Origin of the sequence: Parashewanella tropica, from assembly GCF_004358445.1 — a bacterium.
In the GTDB taxonomy this organism is placed as follows: domain Bacteria; phylum Pseudomonadota; class Gammaproteobacteria; order Enterobacterales; family Shewanellaceae; genus Parashewanella; species Parashewanella tropica.
In genome coordinates, this window is sequence record NZ_CP037951.1 from 1104312 (window position 1) to 1121359 (window position 17048).

At 39.9% G+C, this 17048-nt stretch carries 17 protein-coding genes; 5 read left to right on the forward strand and 12 right to left on the reverse strand.

Going from position 1 to position 17048, the window contains the following annotated elements; genetic code table 11:
- Positions 1 to 50: 50 nt before the first annotated feature.
- A complete protein-coding gene (locus E2H97_RS04570; protein WP_133406043.1) occupies positions 51 to 1058 on the reverse strand; it encodes an isocitrate dehydrogenase in 1008 nt (335 codons plus the stop codon).
- 255 nt (positions 1059 to 1313) lie between these two features.
- Here E2H97_RS04570 and E2H97_RS04575 point away from each other — a divergent pair, with 255 nt between their 5' ends.
- Complete coding sequence (locus tag E2H97_RS04575; protein WP_133408571.1) at positions 1314 to 4085, forward strand: S9 family peptidase; 2772 nt, start codon at positions 1314 to 1316, stop codon at positions 4083 to 4085.
- A gap of 54 nt (positions 4086 to 4139) precedes the next feature.
- Here E2H97_RS04575 and E2H97_RS04580 read toward each other — a convergent pair whose 3' ends face one another.
- The 5 genes from E2H97_RS04580 to E2H97_RS04600 all read right to left on the reverse strand — a co-directional run bounded on the left by E2H97_RS04580 (position 4140) and on the right by E2H97_RS04600 (position 8680).
- Positions 4140 to 4490, reverse strand: coding sequence for a DUF3147 family protein (locus E2H97_RS04580; protein ID WP_133406044.1), 351 nt, complete (start codon positions 4488 to 4490; stop codon positions 4140 to 4142).
- A 74-nt stretch (positions 4491 to 4564) separates the two neighbouring features.
- On the reverse strand, positions 4565 to 4951 hold the full coding sequence (locus tag E2H97_RS04585; protein WP_133406045.1) for a DUF3192 domain-containing protein: 387 nt from the start codon (positions 4949 to 4951) through the stop codon (positions 4565 to 4567).
- A 23-nt stretch (positions 4952 to 4974) separates the two neighbouring features.
- Positions 4975 to 5730 (reverse strand): flap endonuclease Xni, encoded by a 756-nt coding sequence (gene xni / locus E2H97_RS04590; protein WP_133406046.1) that lies wholly within the window; start codon positions 5728 to 5730, stop codon positions 4975 to 4977.
- Complete coding sequence (ppnN, locus tag E2H97_RS04595) at positions 5727 to 7082, reverse strand: nucleotide 5'-monophosphate nucleosidase PpnN (RefSeq protein ID WP_133406047.1); 1356 nt, start codon at positions 7080 to 7082, stop codon at positions 5727 to 5729. Before ppnN ends, xni begins: the two co-directional genes overlap by 4 nt.
- 44 nt (positions 7083 to 7126) lie before the next feature.
- The gene (locus E2H97_RS04600; RefSeq protein WP_133406048.1) at positions 7127 to 8680 is read right to left on the reverse strand and encodes a sensor domain-containing diguanylate cyclase; all 1554 of its coding nucleotides are present in this window, start codon (positions 8678 to 8680) and stop codon (positions 7127 to 7129) included.
- Positions 8681 to 9068: 388 nt separating this feature from the next.
- On the opposite strand from E2H97_RS04600, the gene E2H97_RS04605 reads away from it, so the two are divergent.
- Complete coding sequence (locus E2H97_RS04605) at positions 9069 to 10859, forward strand: M61 family metallopeptidase (protein ID WP_246029056.1); 1791 nt, start codon at positions 9069 to 9071, stop codon at positions 10857 to 10859.
- A 53-nt stretch (positions 10860 to 10912) separates the two neighbouring features.
- Here the strand turns inward: E2H97_RS04605 and E2H97_RS04610 are convergent, their stop codons facing one another.
- Positions 10913 to 11350: an OsmC family protein gene (locus tag E2H97_RS04610; protein ID WP_133406049.1), complete on the reverse strand. Its 438-nt coding sequence runs from the start codon at positions 11348 to 11350 to the stop codon at positions 10913 to 10915.
- A 79-nt stretch (positions 11351 to 11429) separates the two neighbouring features.
- On the opposite strand from E2H97_RS04610, the gene E2H97_RS04615 reads away from it, so the two are divergent.
- Both E2H97_RS04615 and hpf read left to right on the forward strand, forming a co-directional pair.
- Positions 11430 to 11675, forward strand: coding sequence for a hypothetical protein (locus tag E2H97_RS04615; protein WP_133406050.1), 246 nt, complete (start codon positions 11430 to 11432; stop codon positions 11673 to 11675).
- A gap of 121 nt (positions 11676 to 11796) precedes the next feature.
- Positions 11797 to 12153, forward strand: a complete 357-nt coding sequence (gene hpf, locus E2H97_RS04620) for a ribosome hibernation-promoting factor, HPF/YfiA family (protein ID WP_133406051.1) — start codon at positions 11797 to 11799, stop codon at positions 12151 to 12153.
- 34 nt (positions 12154 to 12187) lie between these two features.
- On the opposite strand, the gene E2H97_RS04625 is transcribed toward hpf, so the two are convergent.
- The 4 genes from E2H97_RS04625 to E2H97_RS04640 form a co-directional block, all read right to left on the reverse strand.
- Positions 12188 to 12748: a chalcone isomerase family protein gene (locus E2H97_RS04625; RefSeq protein ID WP_133406052.1), complete on the reverse strand. Its 561-nt coding sequence runs from the start codon at positions 12746 to 12748 to the stop codon at positions 12188 to 12190.
- A 95-nt stretch (positions 12749 to 12843) separates the two neighbouring features.
- Entirely contained in the window at positions 12844 to 13323 is a 480-nt protein-coding gene (locus E2H97_RS04630) for a DUF2947 domain-containing protein (protein ID WP_133406053.1), read from the reverse strand.
- Positions 13324 to 13404: 81 nt separating this feature from the next.
- Positions 13405 to 13953 carry a GspH/FimT family pseudopilin gene (locus E2H97_RS04635; protein ID WP_133406054.1) on the reverse strand — a complete coding sequence of 183 codons (549 nt, stop codon included), beginning with the start codon at positions 13951 to 13953 and terminating at the stop codon, positions 13405 to 13407.
- A gap of 98 nt (positions 13954 to 14051) precedes the next feature.
- Positions 14052 to 14558, reverse strand: coding sequence for a GspH/FimT family pseudopilin (locus E2H97_RS04640; protein WP_133406055.1), 507 nt, complete (start codon positions 14556 to 14558; stop codon positions 14052 to 14054).
- 130 nt (positions 14559 to 14688) lie between these two features.
- Here E2H97_RS04640 and glnB point away from each other — a divergent pair, with 130 nt between their 5' ends.
- On the forward strand, positions 14689 to 15027 hold the full coding sequence (gene glnB / locus E2H97_RS04645; RefSeq protein WP_133406056.1) for a nitrogen regulatory protein P-II: 339 nt from the start codon (positions 14689 to 14691) through the stop codon (positions 15025 to 15027).
- A 31-nt stretch (positions 15028 to 15058) separates the two neighbouring features.
- On the opposite strand, the gene E2H97_RS04650 is transcribed toward glnB, so the two are convergent.
- Positions 15059 to 17047, reverse strand: coding sequence for a coiled-coil domain-containing protein (locus E2H97_RS04650; RefSeq protein ID WP_133406057.1), 1989 nt, complete (start codon positions 17045 to 17047; stop codon positions 15059 to 15061).
- Position 17048 lies beyond the last annotated feature (1 nt).

Genomic DNA, 17048 nt, shown 5'->3' on the forward strand with positions numbered 1-17048 from the left:
AAAAGCCCCGAACGAGTCGAGGCTATTTACCAGATGTGAAAACTATAAACTTATAGTCTTTCTAATACTGCATCGGTGAAATCAGTAGTACCGTGAGAACCACCTAAATCACGAGTAGTGCGGTCACCAGACTCAATCACATCAGCCACAGCTTTACGAATTTTCTCAGCTTTATCTGCCATACCTAAGTGCTCTAACATTTGAATAGACGCTAGGATAACAGAGGTTGGGTTCGCTAAGTTTTGACCAGCGATGTCAGGAGCTGAACCATGAACAGCTTCAAAGATTGCTGCATCTTTACCAATGTTCGCACCAGGCGCCATACCTAGGCCACCAACAAGACCAGCACATAGATCAGACAGAATGTCACCGAATAGGTTAGTGGTAACTATCACGTCGAAGTTTTCTGGGTTCATAACTAACTTCATGCAAGTAGCATCAACGATCATTTCTTCTGTTTCGATGTCTGGATATTTCTCACCCACTTCTTTCGCTACTTTAAGGAATAGACCAGAAGTTGACTTCATGATGTTCGCTTTGTGAACGATGGTTACTTTTTTGCGGTTTTCGTTACGAGCTAGCTCATAAGCGAAAGTGGCAATTTTTTCAGCACCTTCACGAGTGATAACTGACATTGCTTCTGCTGTGCAGCCATCTTCAGAAACGGTTTGACCAAGACCTGAGTACATGCCTTGCGTGTTTTCACGAATAGTGATGATATCGATGTCTTCGTAACGAGCTTGAGTGCCTTTAAATGAGTGCACTGGACGAACGTTTGCGTATAGAGAGAATTTTTTACGCAAAGTCACGTTGATAGAAGTAAAGCCACCGCCAACAGGAGTCGTTAATGGACCTTTAAGGGTGATCTTATTTTTCTCGATCAAATCTAGAGTTTGTTGCGGAAGTAGTTCACCGTGCTTCTCTAGAGCGACTAAACCAGCATCAGCAAATTCATATTCAAAATCACAACCGACTTTATCTAGGATTTTTAGAGCAGAATCAATAATGCTTGGACCAATCCCGTCGCCAGGGATCACGGTAATTGTACGTTTAGACATGAAATTTCCTTCAACAGCTTATTTTTTCATTTATTGTGCAAATGGATGTCAATGTTTTGATTGTTTATGCAACCAAAATAAAATTATGACAGCATGGTATGACCACATATTTTAAACAGATTTCACTTTTTTTTACAGAAAATAGTGACCCATATCGTTCTTTTTTGAATATTGTGAGACTATTCAGTTAAAACCACTCCCAATTCACAATAAGAGAGGACGAAAGTGAAGGTTTCTAAACTCGCCGCTGCGCTCATGGTTACAGCTTCGGTAGCCATGGTTCCTGTGAGTGAGGCTGCTAAGCCGCTGACACTCCAAGATATAATGAAATTTGAGTCTTTAACTAAGCCAGTCATTTCAGATAATGGCTTAACATTGGCTGTTGAAGCTAAGCCTGATAGAGGCGATAGTCGAGTCATTGTGAAGTTACTTTCGTCACAAAAGCACTTTGATATTCAAGATGCAGCTCGTCCCAAAGTCAGTGCTGATGGTCGATTTGTAGCGATGGTCAAAACAGTTCCGCTTTTAAAGCGTGCAACTGCAGATGCCAAGCAAAAGAAAAAACTAAAAGCAGGGCTTATCTTACTTGATACTCAAACCGGTGAGCAGAAGGTATTTAAAAAGGTTAAATCGTTTGAATTTAACGAGGCTGGCTCACATTTGTTGGTTCGTTTAGATGGTTTCAGTAAAAGTAAAAATAAAGACGAAGCGGAAAAAGACAAAAAAGCAGAGTCTAAAGGCGAAGATAAAAAGCAGCCTAAAGTCGATAAATTCGACAAAGGCTATACCGTAAAGCTGTTAGCTCTACAAAAAGGTACCGATACCGAATTCAAAAACGTTACCTCCTACCAGTTTGATAAGGCTGGTAAAGGTTTAGTGCTGGCGATTAATAATGTTAAAGATAAACAGCATAAATTAGAGCGTATCGATTTGGCAAGTAACCAAGCAAAGTCATTGTTCAACTCTGATACCCTGCAACTTGGTAGTGTGGCAACATCAAACGATGGAAAATGGGCTGCATTTACTGCAGGCAAAGCTGAAGACTTACCTTATGGTCGTGAATATCAGTTAAACCTCGTGTCACTGGAAGACGGTAACATCACTTCTTTTGCCAGTACTAACGATTGGAAGCTTAACCGCTACAGTAAACTCTCGTTTTCTAAAGACAGTTCTCGCTTGTTCTTCGGCCGTGTGCCGGAAGTCAGTCAACAGTTAAAATTAGCTAAAATTAAAACGGCTAATGATTTATACAATATCAATATCATTGATGATGAGCGCAAGCTAAGAGTGTGGAATGGTGAAGATCCACTGATCAAGCCGAATGAAATCAAGCAATATAAAAATGAGTTAAAGCGTACTTATTTGGCGGTATTGGATCTTGGCAAACAGGCAATTACTCAACTTGCTGATCCTAAGGTCAAAAATGTTCAAATGAGTGAGCAGCCTACTCGACTATTGGCAAAAACCGATAAGCCCTATCAAAAAATGATCACTTGGGCTGGGTTCTATAGTGATTACTACCTTGTGGATATCGGCTCAGGTAAACAAACTAAGGTTTTGACTCAATACCCAACTTATTGGCAGCCGTCTTTATCGCCAGAAGGGAATTACTTAGCTTATTACTACCTAGGAAATATTTATCTTTATGATGTTGCCAATAAAACCAAAACAAATGTGTCTAAAGGCTTAAAAGTTGGATTTGCCAACGAAGATCACGATTATCCATCTAATCCTCCCGGATATGGTTTTGGACCTTGGATTGATGGTGAAAAAGCGGTTTTAGTTTATGACAAATATGATGTTTGGCGCTTAGATATTGCCAATGGCAAAATGACCAAATTGACGAATGGTCGTAAGCAGGGTGTTCAATTTCGAGTTACAGGATTGCCTAAATCGGATGTACCAACATGGTTGAAGTCTGATGAGAAGGTGTTGTTAAAAGGCTATAACGACCGAACTAAGTCTGATGATTTTTATCGTCTTAACTTAGCTGGTGGCACTGAGCAATTGTCCGCAGAACCCGTGAAGCTAAAGGTACTTGCGCGTAGTAAAGATGCCAAGACTTTAGTTTACTCTAAAGAGCGTTATGATCTGTTTCCTGATCTATTTGCAGCGAAAGATTACTTAAATCCCCAGCAAGCCGAGCAACAAACTGATCTGAATAAACAGATTGAGCCATTCAACTGGGGGAGTTCTGAGTTAGTTCAGTGGACCAACTCTGATGGTAAGCCATTAGATGGCGTGCTTATCAAGCCTGCAAATTATCAAGACGGCAAACGTGTACCCGTGCTTGTGTATTACTACCGCTTTATGAGCGACCGTTTACATTCATTTCCTGATATGAAGATCAACCACAGACCAAATTTTGCTTGGTTTGTCGACAATGGTTATGCGGTATTCTTGCCGGATATTCGTTTTGAAGTGGGTTATCCGGGACCATCATCGGTTAAGGCACTGACTTCAGGTGTACAGCATTTAATTGATATAGGAGTGGCAGATCCGAAAGCCATTGGTATTCAAGGGCACTCTTGGGCGGGTTATCAAACCGCTTATGCTGTGACGCAAACCAATATCTTTGCCGCAGCAGTGAGTGGTGCACCCGTTTCAAATATGACCAGTGCTTACAGTGGTATTCGTCATGCCTCTGGTTTAGCACGCCAGTTCCAATATGAAACAGGACAAAGTCGTATTGGTAAACCGCTTTATGCTGATCCATTAAAGTACATCGAAAACTCACCAGTATTCTATGCGGATAGAATCCACACGCCGATGATGATCATGTTTGGTGATAAAGATGGTGCCGTGCCGTGGGAGCAAGGGGTTGAGATGTACTTAGCCATGCGCCGAGCAGGTAAAGATGTCGTTATGCTGCAATATCAAAATGAGCCTCATCATTTGAAGCAATATCCAAATAAATTGGATTATTCTATTAAGATGATGCAGTATTTCGATCATTATCTAAAAGGTAAGCCTGCGCCGAAATGGCTAAGTCAAGGTGAGCCTTACTACGAGTACAAGAAGAACTGATCGACAACTTGATACAAAAACACCGCCAACTGGCGGTGTTTTATTAGAAAATGTTTAAAGCAAATTTACGCCAAATAGTTTGGCAAACCATGAGAATCCCCAAAAACACACAATTGAAATGAGTGCACAAATGCCTAGGGTTATCCAAAAACTGAATCGAGCATGAAGGTATGGAAATGCAAGAAACATAGGAAGAGTAGGAACAACATACCAAAAGGTATACCAAGCATGATTATCGAGTTTTTCGGTACTCTGACCTTCAATATTCATCCAAATAAGCGCTAGGATTGTGACCATGGGCAAGGCGGCGGTAAGTGCTCCAAGCTTGTCACTACGTTTAGCTATTTCAGACACAGCAACAATTACAGCCGCTGTGATTAAATATTTGGTGATGATCCAATACATGCAATTTGCTCATGAAAACAAGATCTAATGACGTTGTTTTACCTTATTTTATATGGGTTAACAAATTGGATTATTTAAATTGTTAACTCTGCATCAAGGTATTGTTGGAAGGTATCCGTGCCCCACGCTGCTAAGTGATCATTTACGAATAATAGCGGCGTACACTCATCTCTGGTGGTCTTACCGTCAGATTTACCTTTATGAGTCCGATAAAACAACACTAACATTTTTTTACCATCACTGACCTTGGCTTCACTGAAATCTGCGGTTCCTAGCTTACTTCTGACGAGTTCAATATGTTGACCTAGGCTCAGTTGGGTAAGGGCGTGTTGGTTATGAGCTTGCCTATCTTCCCAGTCCATATCTGATATTTTGGGCTCATAATTTGTCATGGCAACAGCAACAAAAACGGTATAAACCGCAAAACCGATGCCAACGATAAGGGGTACTTTTGACTTCATTTTGATGTCCGTATTCTTTTATTTTAATTTATTCTAAAGTCACTTAATCGAGCTTTCAATGGAGAGTTTGTAACCATTTTTGAAAGTTTATAGCTGATTCGAGCCATTTCCTTCCCATCAGCGAGTTTTTTGGCTTGTTTCTCGCCCAGTGTGTCCAGAGAATTGTAGATATTAGCAATACTACGAAAAGTCTTTAAAAGTTCAGCTGCAGATTTTGGACCTATGCCTGCAATACCTGGGATCTTATTGCCACTTGAACCAGCTAGAGCCCAAAATTCTAAAAATTGATTTTGCTCAACACCATATTTCTGCTCTAGCTTTTGAACATCAAAATATTGCTGGGCATAGTGATCCCACTGTTTAATACTTGGGTGTAATAACTGGCTAAAACCAGCATCAGTTGAAACAATAACAGCTTCACCATCGTGTTCAGCTAATTTGGTTGCGAGTGTTGCAATCGCATCATCCGCTTCCGATTCTGCGGTTAGGTTGTGCCAACCTCGACCATCAAATTCATTTTTTATCTGCTCAAGCCCTTTTGTTAACGCTTCAGGCATAGGCTTACGACCTTTTTTGTAGTCTTGATAAAGCTCCTTGCGCCATGACTCTTGACTGCCTTCCCAAACAAACACTAGATGAGTAGGGGAGTGATATTTGATCAGCTTTTGGGTTGCCGACACTAATCTCAGACACAGAGCATTCATATCGGATTCATCTGGCTGAGTTGCATGCATCCGACGGATCAGGTTAAGGGCGTCAATAATCAGCAGTCGATTCATTTGTTCACCTGATAGCAAGGTGTGTATTTACTGCCCGGTAGTTTCATTCTTTGTTGATCTACAAATGCAGAAAGTAGCTTGTCCATCATCGCCATTAATTTTTTATCTCCATTAATATGAAAAGGTCCATGTTCCTTAATGAGCTGAATGGTTTCACCTTTAACATTACCCGCTACTACCGCTGAAAAAGCACGTCTTAAGTTAGCGGCCAATTCTGCTTTTTCCATATCAAACTCAAGTGTTAGCTCACCGACATTCTTATGGGTAGGTATAAAAGGTTGCTGAAATTGTGGATCGATGTATAGCTCCCAAGCAAAGTGATATGAGTCGTTTGTGGAGCGACGGTACTGTTTAACATCACTCATACTTGTAGCCATAAGTTGAGCAACGGCTTTAGGATCATCAATAATGATTTGATATTTATTTTGAGCTTCGGTGCCAAGTGTATTACCGATAAAATCGTCTATTTCTTTGAAGTAATCGGCTGACTCTGTTGGGCCTGTTAATACGACTGGAACAGGATAATCCTTGTTTTTGGGATCCAGCAAAATACCCAGTAAATAGAGAAGCTCTTCGGCTGTGCCAGCTCCTCCAGGAAATATGACTACCCCATGACCAAGTCGAATAAAGGCTTCTAACCGTTTTTCAATATCAGGGAGAGTGACCAGTTCATTAACGATTTGATTAGGTGGCTCAGAGGCGATGATACTTGGTTCAGTTAAACCGATATAACGAGCTTGATAATTTCGTTGTTTAGCATGACCGATTGTTGCCCCTTTCATGGGGCCTTTCATGGCACCGGGTCCACAGCCTGTGCAAATATCGAGACCTCGAAGTCCCATTTGATAACCTACCTCTTTCGTGTAGAGGTACTCATGCTGTCTAATACTATGACCACCCCAGCAAACCACGATATTAGGGAAACTTCGTTTAGCAATGGCCTTAGCGTTGCGTAAAATATCGAATACTACGTTAGTGATGTGGGAGGGGTTGCTAAGGTCTAAATTTTTAATGTTATCGTACTTGTTACTTAAGTAGACAATATCGCGAAGTACACTGAATAGTAATTCTTGAGTACCGGCAATGATTTTGCCATCGACAAATGCTTGAGCAGGAGGGTTGACCAACTCAAGCTTTACACCACGAGCTTGTTGAATAACGTGGATTTCAAAATCTTGGTGGAGAGAGAAGAGGTCTTCATCACTGTCAGATTGTAAACCTGCACATAATACGGCCAAGGAGCAACGTCGGAATAGCTGGTATAACTCGCTTGACGCACTGTGTTTAAGTCGCTTTACCTCGAATTGAGACATTAGCTCCATACTGCCTCGGGGACTGATGTATTTTCTCATATTTCCTCCAAGTAACAATGATGTGCTTTCTAAAAGGCCGCAAATCAGAAATCGATGATGACTCTATCCCTACCTTGATCTTTGGCTTGGTACAGTGCCGCATCTGCACGATTAAACGTGCTATCAACATCTTCTCCTGCAGAGACTTTGGCTGCTCCGATTGAAAGTGTGACTGTGATAGGTTGGCCTTTAAATTTAAATGGGATACTTTTAATTCTATCTTTTACTCTTGATAATAGTGGCTTGATATTGTCATTGCTAACATCTGGTAAAAGTAAAACAAATTCTTCACCGCCATAACGCGCAACGAATTCGCTGTCTCTTAACGCACTTTTAATCCCTTTTGCGATCACTTGTAAGGTTTTATCACCAGTACTGTGTCCAAAGTTATCGTTAATGACTTTGAAGTGATCGACATCAGCCACAGCAACCCATAGATCCGTTTGTTGGCGTTTCACCTTTTGGTATTCAATGTTTAGCTTTTCCTCGAGTGCCGTGCGGTTTGGCAGCTGGGTGAGAGGATCGAGCAAGTTAAGTTTTTGCTGCTCTTGCAGCTTATCTTTGTAATGAGAAACTTCATCTGTTAACTGGCTCAACTCTTTACGCATCGAGTCTATTGAGTGTTGGAGTTGTTGCTTATCCCTTTGTTCAATTTTCTGCTTTTGAGTCAGTACTGCTTGTAGCTGACCTAATTGGCCTCGAATCTGCTGTTTTAGCTCATCTATATCATGGGTGATAGAGAGAGAGACGCCAACGTTAGTGATATGGTTACTCGCGGCCTGATTCAACTCTTGATGGATAATATGGCACTTATCACTTTGGACTTGTACCGTATTGGTAATGTCACCAACCGTTGAAAGGGTTTGGTTTAAGATACTTAAAAACTCTTGGGCAGAGTTCTTCTCGCGCAATAAATTATCGACCACCAAACTTAAAATAACGTGATAGGCTGATATTAATTCATTAAAGTCAACGTTGTCGGTTAAAACGGCTTGTATGGTAGAAACCTTATCTCGCTGCTCTGGCTTAAACTCTAAATCGTCAATGATGGTATGAAGCTCACGAGCTAGCGCAATATGCTTATCTTCAAGTTCGAATTCAAGATCTTGTTGGAATTGTAGCTCTAGGACTTTTTCATAATGCGAAATAAGCTGCTCAATTTTTGGTAAATATTCCCAAACCGTATGAAATGGTTTTTTCATTTCATTTTTGAAATAAATCAGCTCTCGTTTATTTTCATCAGGGAGGGATTTTACTCGCTGCAGTTGGCTGGCAACTCGAGTTAGACCATGTCGGCTTTCATCGAGAAAAGAGCTTAATTGACGATGCTGAGTTTGTAACGTACGTTCAATATCGTTGATTTCTTGCTGATAGGTATCGATATCTTCAAACTTGGTTAATTGTCGGCGCAATTTGGCAAGCTTATTATCGAGCTCAAAGTTTTGGCCTTTACTGGCGATGCTGAGATCAGAGATAAAACTTAACAGGCGGTTGTATTTATTGTCTCTATCTTGAAGTACCGCTTTTAATTCCTTTTTGCTATCTAAAAGTTGTTGTTTTAGTTCGTCTGTTGCAACTTTTACTGCAGTATCCTTCATAATCTGCTTCCTTTCTCAAAGGCTACTAAAAATTTATACTCGATGTAGATGAGCGTGAGTAAAATGACTCATTCTCGTAGGTCTTGTCTTGTTGTCAAACATTTCGATTATTTTTTGTTAGAGTTTGTTACCGTTATCACAAGTTCTACGTTGAGCTTCTGTATAAACTCAGCAAATAGCATAAAGACCAAGATCTAATGGTATCGAAATGAATATTCTGGTCAATCATTGTTTGTGATAATTGTTGAGTATTTGTGTAATTATTTAATGACTTTAATATGAATATTTTTAAAAGATCCTATGAATTGTGATTCTGATTATTGAATTTGAGCTGAGATTGATATAATTGCTCGTAGTTAGTGTGCTAAAAAATAATAAGGATAGATTTGTGAACATTGGCAACAAATATTGGCTTCCCGCTACTCTACTGTTCTCTGCTCCGGTATTTTCTCAAGTTACTTATAAAATTGATTTAACTCAGCCTGAACACCATATGGCGAAAGTTGAGGTGACTTTTCCTAAAGTGAATTCTGATGACTTGACGGTCAGCCTTCCTGTTTGGAGAACAGGTAAGTACAAAGTACTACCTACTGGCGATGGTGTTCGTAATTTTGTCGCCAAGGATGAGGGAGGAAAGGTTTTAGATTGGGCTCGAACGGAAACGGGAACTTGGCAAGTTGAGCTAGATAAACCCTCTAAGGTTACTGTTAGCTACAACTTATATGCAAATGAATTAGGAACGCGTACTCGCCATATTAGCAGCACTCACGCTTATCTAGATGCCAGTGCGGTGTTTATGTATAGCCCTGAGTTCAGAAATGATGAATTAAACGTTGAGCTTAAAGTTCCTAAAAAGTGGAAAAGCTACTCAGGACTAGAGTCTGACGGTAAAAATGCCTTTGTTGCGCCAAATTATGATGTATTAGTTGATTCTCCGATTGAAACGGGGGTCAGTCATCACCGTAGCTTTAAAGCTGATGGCAGAAACTATGAATTGGTGATTTGGGGAGAAGGTAACTACAACATCGACCAGATTGTGACTGATCTTAAAAAGATCAGTGGACAAGCTCACCGCTGGTGGGATAACTACCCATTTAAGCGTTACGTTTATATGGTTCACGCAACCAGTGGGGCAAGAGGTGCAACTGAGCACTTAAACTCGACCATTATTCAATTGCCTCGCTTTATGTTTAGAGAGCGTAAAGACTACCTACGTTTTATCAGCACGGCATCTCATGAGTTTATTCATACATGGAACGTAAAAGCCTATCGTCCTGCTGAAATTGCAAAATACGATTACCAGCATCCAAAGTTAACAGAACTATTATGGTTAGCTGAAGGCTCAACCAGTTATTTTCAAAACCAACTTCTACTCACTGCTGGTGTTATGACACCAAAAGAGTATTTTGCTGATTTAGCGAAACGTATTGATAGTAACATCAAGAAACCGGGTAAGCAGGTTCAGTCTGTAGCCGAATCAAGTGCTAATGAATGGACCTCAACGGGTGGCGACTACGCTCATAACAACAGTGTGAATATTTACTCTGAAGGCTATATGGCATCTTTGGCGTTAGATATGTCGATGCTGAATGACACTGAGCTAAAACACAGCTACCGTGACGTTCACCGTGTACTGTATCGCGATTACAAATTGCCAAAAGGCTATACCAATAATGATGTGAAACACATTATTAAAAACCTGACGGGTAAGTCGTATGAGTCATGGTGGAAGTCGCATATCAGCGAGCCTTCGACTTTAGATTTTACATCGTTACTAGCCAATGCTGGCTTGAAGCTAAAATTTGGTAAAGATAAAGTTTATTCTGGTATGAGTTTGTCATCGGGCAGTTTGAAGCTAGCAAGAGTCTCTAAAGGCAGCCCAGCATGGAAAGCAGGCATTGGTGCTGGCGATCAAATCGTTGCGATTAATGGTTTGAAAGTGACGGCTTCAGGGTTTAACAAGCGCTTAGAAGATTTTAAAGCGGGTGACAATATTGAAGTTACTGCATTTAAAGATGACAGACTGCAAAGCTTTAAGCTTAAGTTGAGTTCTAAGCCTGAAGGTAAAGTACAAATCAAAGCCGTAGAAAAGCCAACCAAAGCGCAGAAGGCGTTTTTAAAAGCGTGGTTAGGCATTGATTGGCCGTTTGATGCTAAAGGGCAATATTTAAAAAAATAATAGTTTTACCATTTATAAACAGCACCCATAGTGGTGCTGTTTGTTCTTAGGTGTTATAGGCGTACAGTCACTTTACTGTTTATGCTATTGGCGATAAAACAGTTTGCATGGGCTTTATCATGCATCTTTTGTATGGTTTCTTCGTTGACTTCAATGCCTTCTACAAAGGTTACTTCTGGCTCTAATATCATCTCAGTTACTGCAAGCTTGCCTGTTTCGAGTTTTCCTAATATTGCTTGAGCATTGTCTTGATAACTTTTTACAGGCAATCGCTTTAAATGTGCAATGGCGAGAAACGTGAGCATATGACAAGAAGAAAGCGCGGCGAGGAGACTTTCTTCAGGGTTAACCATCTCCATATTACCTTTGTATTCAGGAGCGGAAGAGGCATCTACAATCTGACCACTTCCAAATTCAATTTTATGATCTCGACTGAATTCACCTTGGTTAGATTCTTGTCGTAGCCAGTCGATTGATGCTTTAAACGTCATAGTGATGCTCCTAGGTGTAAACTGTGTTAATTTTCTGTTAGGTTTTGAGCTGAGATTAAAATGATTTTAAAGGATTCATATGCAGTATGTCGCCGTTTTTATTACCGTTGTTTTGTGGTTTGGGATAGTTATCTCACCTACGTTAATCGGTGCCATTTTGGGAGTATTACTTGGTCAAGGTTCTGGTTTTATTGAGTTAGGTGTGACATTAGGAGCAAGTGTGGGTTTTATTGTGGGAATATCTTGGTCTGAGAAAATAAGAAACACTACTGGTCTGATTAATTTTTGGAGCAGCTTAGTATCGGCTAGAGATAGTAAGAATTAGTCTAATCCGTTACACATTTTAGGTGACCAAGATCACATTAAGGAGGTTGGGGCGATGATATAACGAACGTTCGTATCAACGATGGGGTCAAAGACTACATCCCCCGCAAGAAGGAAACTCTATGAAAATAAATCTATCCGGTCACCACGTTGATGTTACCGATTCGGTAAGAGAACACGTAAACGAAAAGTTTTCCAAAATTTCCAATCATTTTCCTAGTCTTATTTCACTTGATATGATCATTTCCAAAGAACATGGAGAGTTCGAAGTAGAAATTAGAACGAATTACGAAGGCGCAGCAATTTCTACTACTGGTAAAGATGACGTCATGTACCCAGCCATTGCAGAGGCGGCAAAAAAATTAGATGCCGCACTCAAACACAGAAAAGGTCACTTAAAAGCCGATAGGCACCAAAAACCAAACTGTACGACTCCTGAAATTGCCCACGAATACATTCAACAAATGAAACTAACATAGGCGAATTAGATTAAAATCAACAGTTATTAAGCTTCTATTTGCCAAGCATTTTCTTTTTTAAGCTACGTTGAGCTGGTTTATCGCCCAGCCAGATATCAAATAACGCTTTTGTAAATGCTTGGTTTTGAATATCAGCCAGTTGTTTACCGTTTTTATAAGCAACAACGTCTTGGCCTTTATTTGAAACAAAAGTAAATTGATCACCGACCTTAATACCAGAATCAAAAAGCGACATAAACTTATCAATTTGTGCTTTGATAGGTGCTACTTTACCGTCTGTTGCGTCCTCAAACCCCTCTGCAATTGCATCTTGCATTTTTTCTTGGGTGATCATGTCTGAGATAATGTTCAAGCGAATAGCAACAGGGCCTTGCTTGTATGCATTTGCATACTGAGACTGACCGTCAGGAAGGTAGAGGCTACCGACATATAAATCAAAAAAGAACTTGCTTCTAACGCCAGCGCCCTTAAGCATCATGCTCTGATCGGCAATAACTGATTGCTCAGGAACATTCACACCTTCAATGGTTTTAGCCTGAATCTGAAATGCTCCTGCTAACAGAGCAAGTGGGAGAACAAGTTTTACGATTTTCATAGTGACCTCAAAAGGTTAAGGTTTATTAGATTTTATGCTGTTACCAAAATAGCACAACAGTTAAGGCATGTTAATCTTTCAAAAATAAACAGGCTCTAACCTCTATGCCCTAATTGAAACTCCCCACTTTGGTGAAACCATATTACTTGTTTCTGCTCACTTGAAAACAATAAGGGGCCATCATCAAAAAACAAAAAGCATTTCCAATTATTTTTGAAAGTCAGCCAATTTGTTTCAATTAAATTGTATTTGTCGTAAGCAAAATATACGCAAGTTTCATCTGGCCAGTTGATATCTTCGGCAATTAACAGAGGTAAGCCATTGTCTTGGCTATCCCATGCGGTTTGCCATGTATCAGCTTTTTTCCAACTATTGCTACGCGCTCCCCAGTCCCCTTTGGTAAATTGTTCTGAATGGTTGCTTTTGTTACTGATAAAACGATTCCAGAGTTGCATCGAGCCCTTTTCTGTTAGGGGCTTAATGAATCGTTTTTCTTGCTCTGAAACAGGGATTTCATGATTATTAAAAATCCACTTTCGTTTATAGCGTTCAAGCGGGATGTAGCTAGCAGTCAAAAAAAGCTCCGTTTGGGTTAGATAGACTTCATAACGAGAGGAAGGAGTATACCCTTTTCGCTAGCCTACTTCTAATAAGACTTAATTTTTGGGAGAAGCACAGGTTAGAGTGGTATTTAGGAGTTGATTACTTCCACTGGCAAAAATTTTTATGCCTTTAGCTAAAGATGCTTTGTTATCGGGGCAATATACCATGTCCGCAGAAACTTCATTTTCATCAAAAGACGAAATCAGTCCTTCAGCACTAAAAGTGATAGAAGTATATTTGAAATTGATCGTGTCGCTGTCATCAAATTTAGACAGTTGTCGTAAGGTTTTTAGGGTAGGAGAGCTGCCTGAACCACCAGAACCTGCTGCTCCCATAGTGGTGTATACGACCATTCCTCCCTTCCAGTCATTGCCGCAAGTAGAACCTATAGAGTTTGATTTTGGGCAAATGGTAATTGGACGTTGATAGCTGGTGGCTTGATTACGAGCATAAGCTAATAGTGATTGAATTTGTTTAATGTTTTGCTCGGCTCGAACTTGTTGATAAAAAGATGTTAAAGAGGGAACACCAACCGTTAATAAAATGGCGGCTACAGCAATGGTGATCATCATTTCAACTAGGGTAAATCCATTTATTTTCATTGTTGATATACTTACTGAGCAAACTACAAGTACTACAAGTATATTCAGTTTATTGCGATTAAAACCAGAACTTGATGAAAAATTAATGCTTAATAACCTTATTTACAATTGACGCTTTTGGTATTCCTTCTAATTCTACCATTGAAATTTACACGTATTTGTTGAGAGGCTTCATGGTCTTTTTTACTCGGGCAATAAGTTAAGCTTCCCGCTCGACTTGCTAGAAAACCCGTTGCTGAAAATGTATAAGATGAATGTGGGCTTTTGATATGATCTGAATCATTAAAGGCGGGGATACGGTTTAGTATCACTTCATCACCGTCTTTTTTAAGGTTACCATTATCATCAGTAAAAACGATGGCTCCTTGAATCCAATTGCTGGTACAAGTATCGTCAACTGAGGGGCAGACTTTTACTCGTCGACCTAAAGATATCGCTTGATTACGGGCGAAGTGAAAAGTATTTTGGATACGCTCGATATTACTGTCAGCACGAGTACCTTCATATAGGTTTGTTAGTGAAGGAACGCCGATTGTAAGAAGAATTGCTGCAATAGCAATAGTGATAACTAGCTCAACTAACGTTACTCCATGTCTGTATTTCATACCATCATCCTTGATGTTAGATTTGTATGAATTTTAACCTTTTGTGTGATGGATGAAAAGAGTGGTCTGTACCTGTATCAATATTACGAGTTAGAATCGTCTAAAATGTTCGAGACCGGAGAGTTTTTCGATGAAGAGAGTTGAAGCGATCATTAAGCCATTTAAGCTTGATGATGTCAGGGAAGCACTGGCAGAAGTTGGGATCACAGGGATGACCGTCCAAGAAGTAAAAGGCTTTGGCCGCCAAAAAGGCCATACAGAACTCTATCGTGGTGCTGAGTATATGGTCGATTTTTTACCTAAAGTAAAAATCGACATCGTGGTACAGGATGAATTACTTGATCAAGCGGTGGAAACCATCGTCGAAACAGCTCATACCGGAAAAATTGGTGACGGAAAGATTTTTGTGACCGATGTTGAGCGTGTTATTCGTATTCGTACAGGTGAAGAAAACGACGACGCTGTGTAATTCATAGCATCGTTTTGTTCATTAAGGGGCTTTAATCAACGTCTTCTAATTGTTTTAATAAATTGGCAATAGCCTGTTCTTTTTTTACTTGTTCGACATTCTTCATTTTATTAATGACTTCAATAAGAAGTCCAACGGTAGGGTAGGTATTTTCATCGTGTTTTGATTGGAAATCAATAATCCAGTCATAAAAATAGTTGGCACAATTAGCTTCTGAGCTACTGGAGACATATCCTGAAAATTGCGCGGCGTTTCTGAATTCTATAGCACATCCGTTTAAAGGCTTGACCGCTTCAAAGAGTTTTTTACGTGTTGGGCTATGAGCTCCTTGTTTAATCTCGATATCTAAAATGTGCATAGCAGCCGTGATTTTTTGTATCGTATCTTTTTGAGTTGCCAGTATCTGTTTTAACTCTGTGATTGTAGAAGTCAGCTCCTTTACTAAGTGTGGCAGAGCTTGATTCTGTAAAGCTTCTAACTTTGATAATAATTCAGTTTGTTCATGTTCAAGGGATTTGAGTTCTTGTCTTCGCTGCTGCAGGCCGATTAATTGCTTTGAATCTAACGGGCCTGCGGTTAAGCTCAGTTTTTTAGGGCTAGTGACCATTGCTCTTGAGCGCAACTTCTGCCACTGTGACAAGTATTCGTGGTGCTGTTCTTCCTGTACTTGCCTTTTTCTTTTTTCTTCTTTAGCTGCTAGTTGTTTTTTTAATTCAACGAGTTTTATAGATAGCTCATCATGTTGATGTTGAAGTTCCTGCGCTATCTCTTGAAGGCCCTGTTTTTTCGATATTAAATCTGCATGTTGCTGAGACAGTAATTGAAGAGACAGTTGTTTTGTTTCTATTTCTGCTTTGAATGCTTGTGGGTTACCTAAAGCAGAGCTTTCATAACCCATTGGAAGAGGGCAAAGTACTTGTCGTTGTGTTTCAGGGCTATCGAGCTTTTTGCTTAAATCATACTCTCCAATAGCGTTGAGCGCTTGCTGTAATTTAGTTAGCGATGGGGTATTGCTCAGCCAACGATTAAGGGTGGCAATCAGACGAGTATCTATTTGGGAATAACTATCTTCAATTACTTTCAGTGGGTCGTAAAGTATTCCAAGGTGTACACCAAAATTGAACCATTTGTGACCACAAGATTTTAGATAATAAGCTAAATTACCTAAGTGGAAATGGATTCTGGGAGTAAATTCTTCTTCATTGTTAGAGCCTGGCACAGCGTCTGAGTGCTCTTGACTATTTTCTATTCTGCTTTCCAATGGTAAGAGCATCTCTGTTAAAGGTATTTCTAATTGTTTTTCAAGTTTGTTTACTTCCATTAATAAGTTGTTTATAGAGTCGGAATATTGTTGAACTAAGGCCGCAGCTGAGGTGAGTTCCGTATTAATGGCCGCAATTTGCTCTTGTAACTCTGCGATTTCCTTATCTAATTGTAATGCTTGGTAAAGTAAAGAGCTTGGGGAGTCTATAGTCACTTTTCTGCAATAGCCTTGCGGCGTTTCTGACAGTAATTCAGCCTGACAGGATGGTGCTTTTAGTTTGTCTGCTGTCGTAAAATCTCCTATTTGACGTAGTGTTTTTTCTAAAAAGGCAATGCTAGTCTCACAGGTTTCAAGCCATTCAGTTAACACTTTAATAAGTTTATCGCTTGTTCTGGAACCATCAAATTTAATGTTATCAACGAAGCTAAAAGGTAAGCCGAGGTAGATACCAAGTTCAAAGTAATTTTTCTCCAGTTTTACTGCGAATCTCAATAAAGCTTCTTTGTTAAAGTATTGAGGCCTTAGATCAGACGAAGTTCCATTTACTACTGAAAATTGTGTTGAAGAAGAGGTAGGTTTTGGAGAGTAGTGAGCCGTTGCGCTATGGAATTCATGCTGTGATTCTCTGTCTCCATCTTCGAGTTGATATTCATGAGCATGCGGTTGAGCATCAAGCTTTAACCTTCTGTCAGCAGCAGTTGGAGAGCCTTGATTGGGAATAAAGGGACTACTATCACTCGCAGTTGGTTCGAGCATG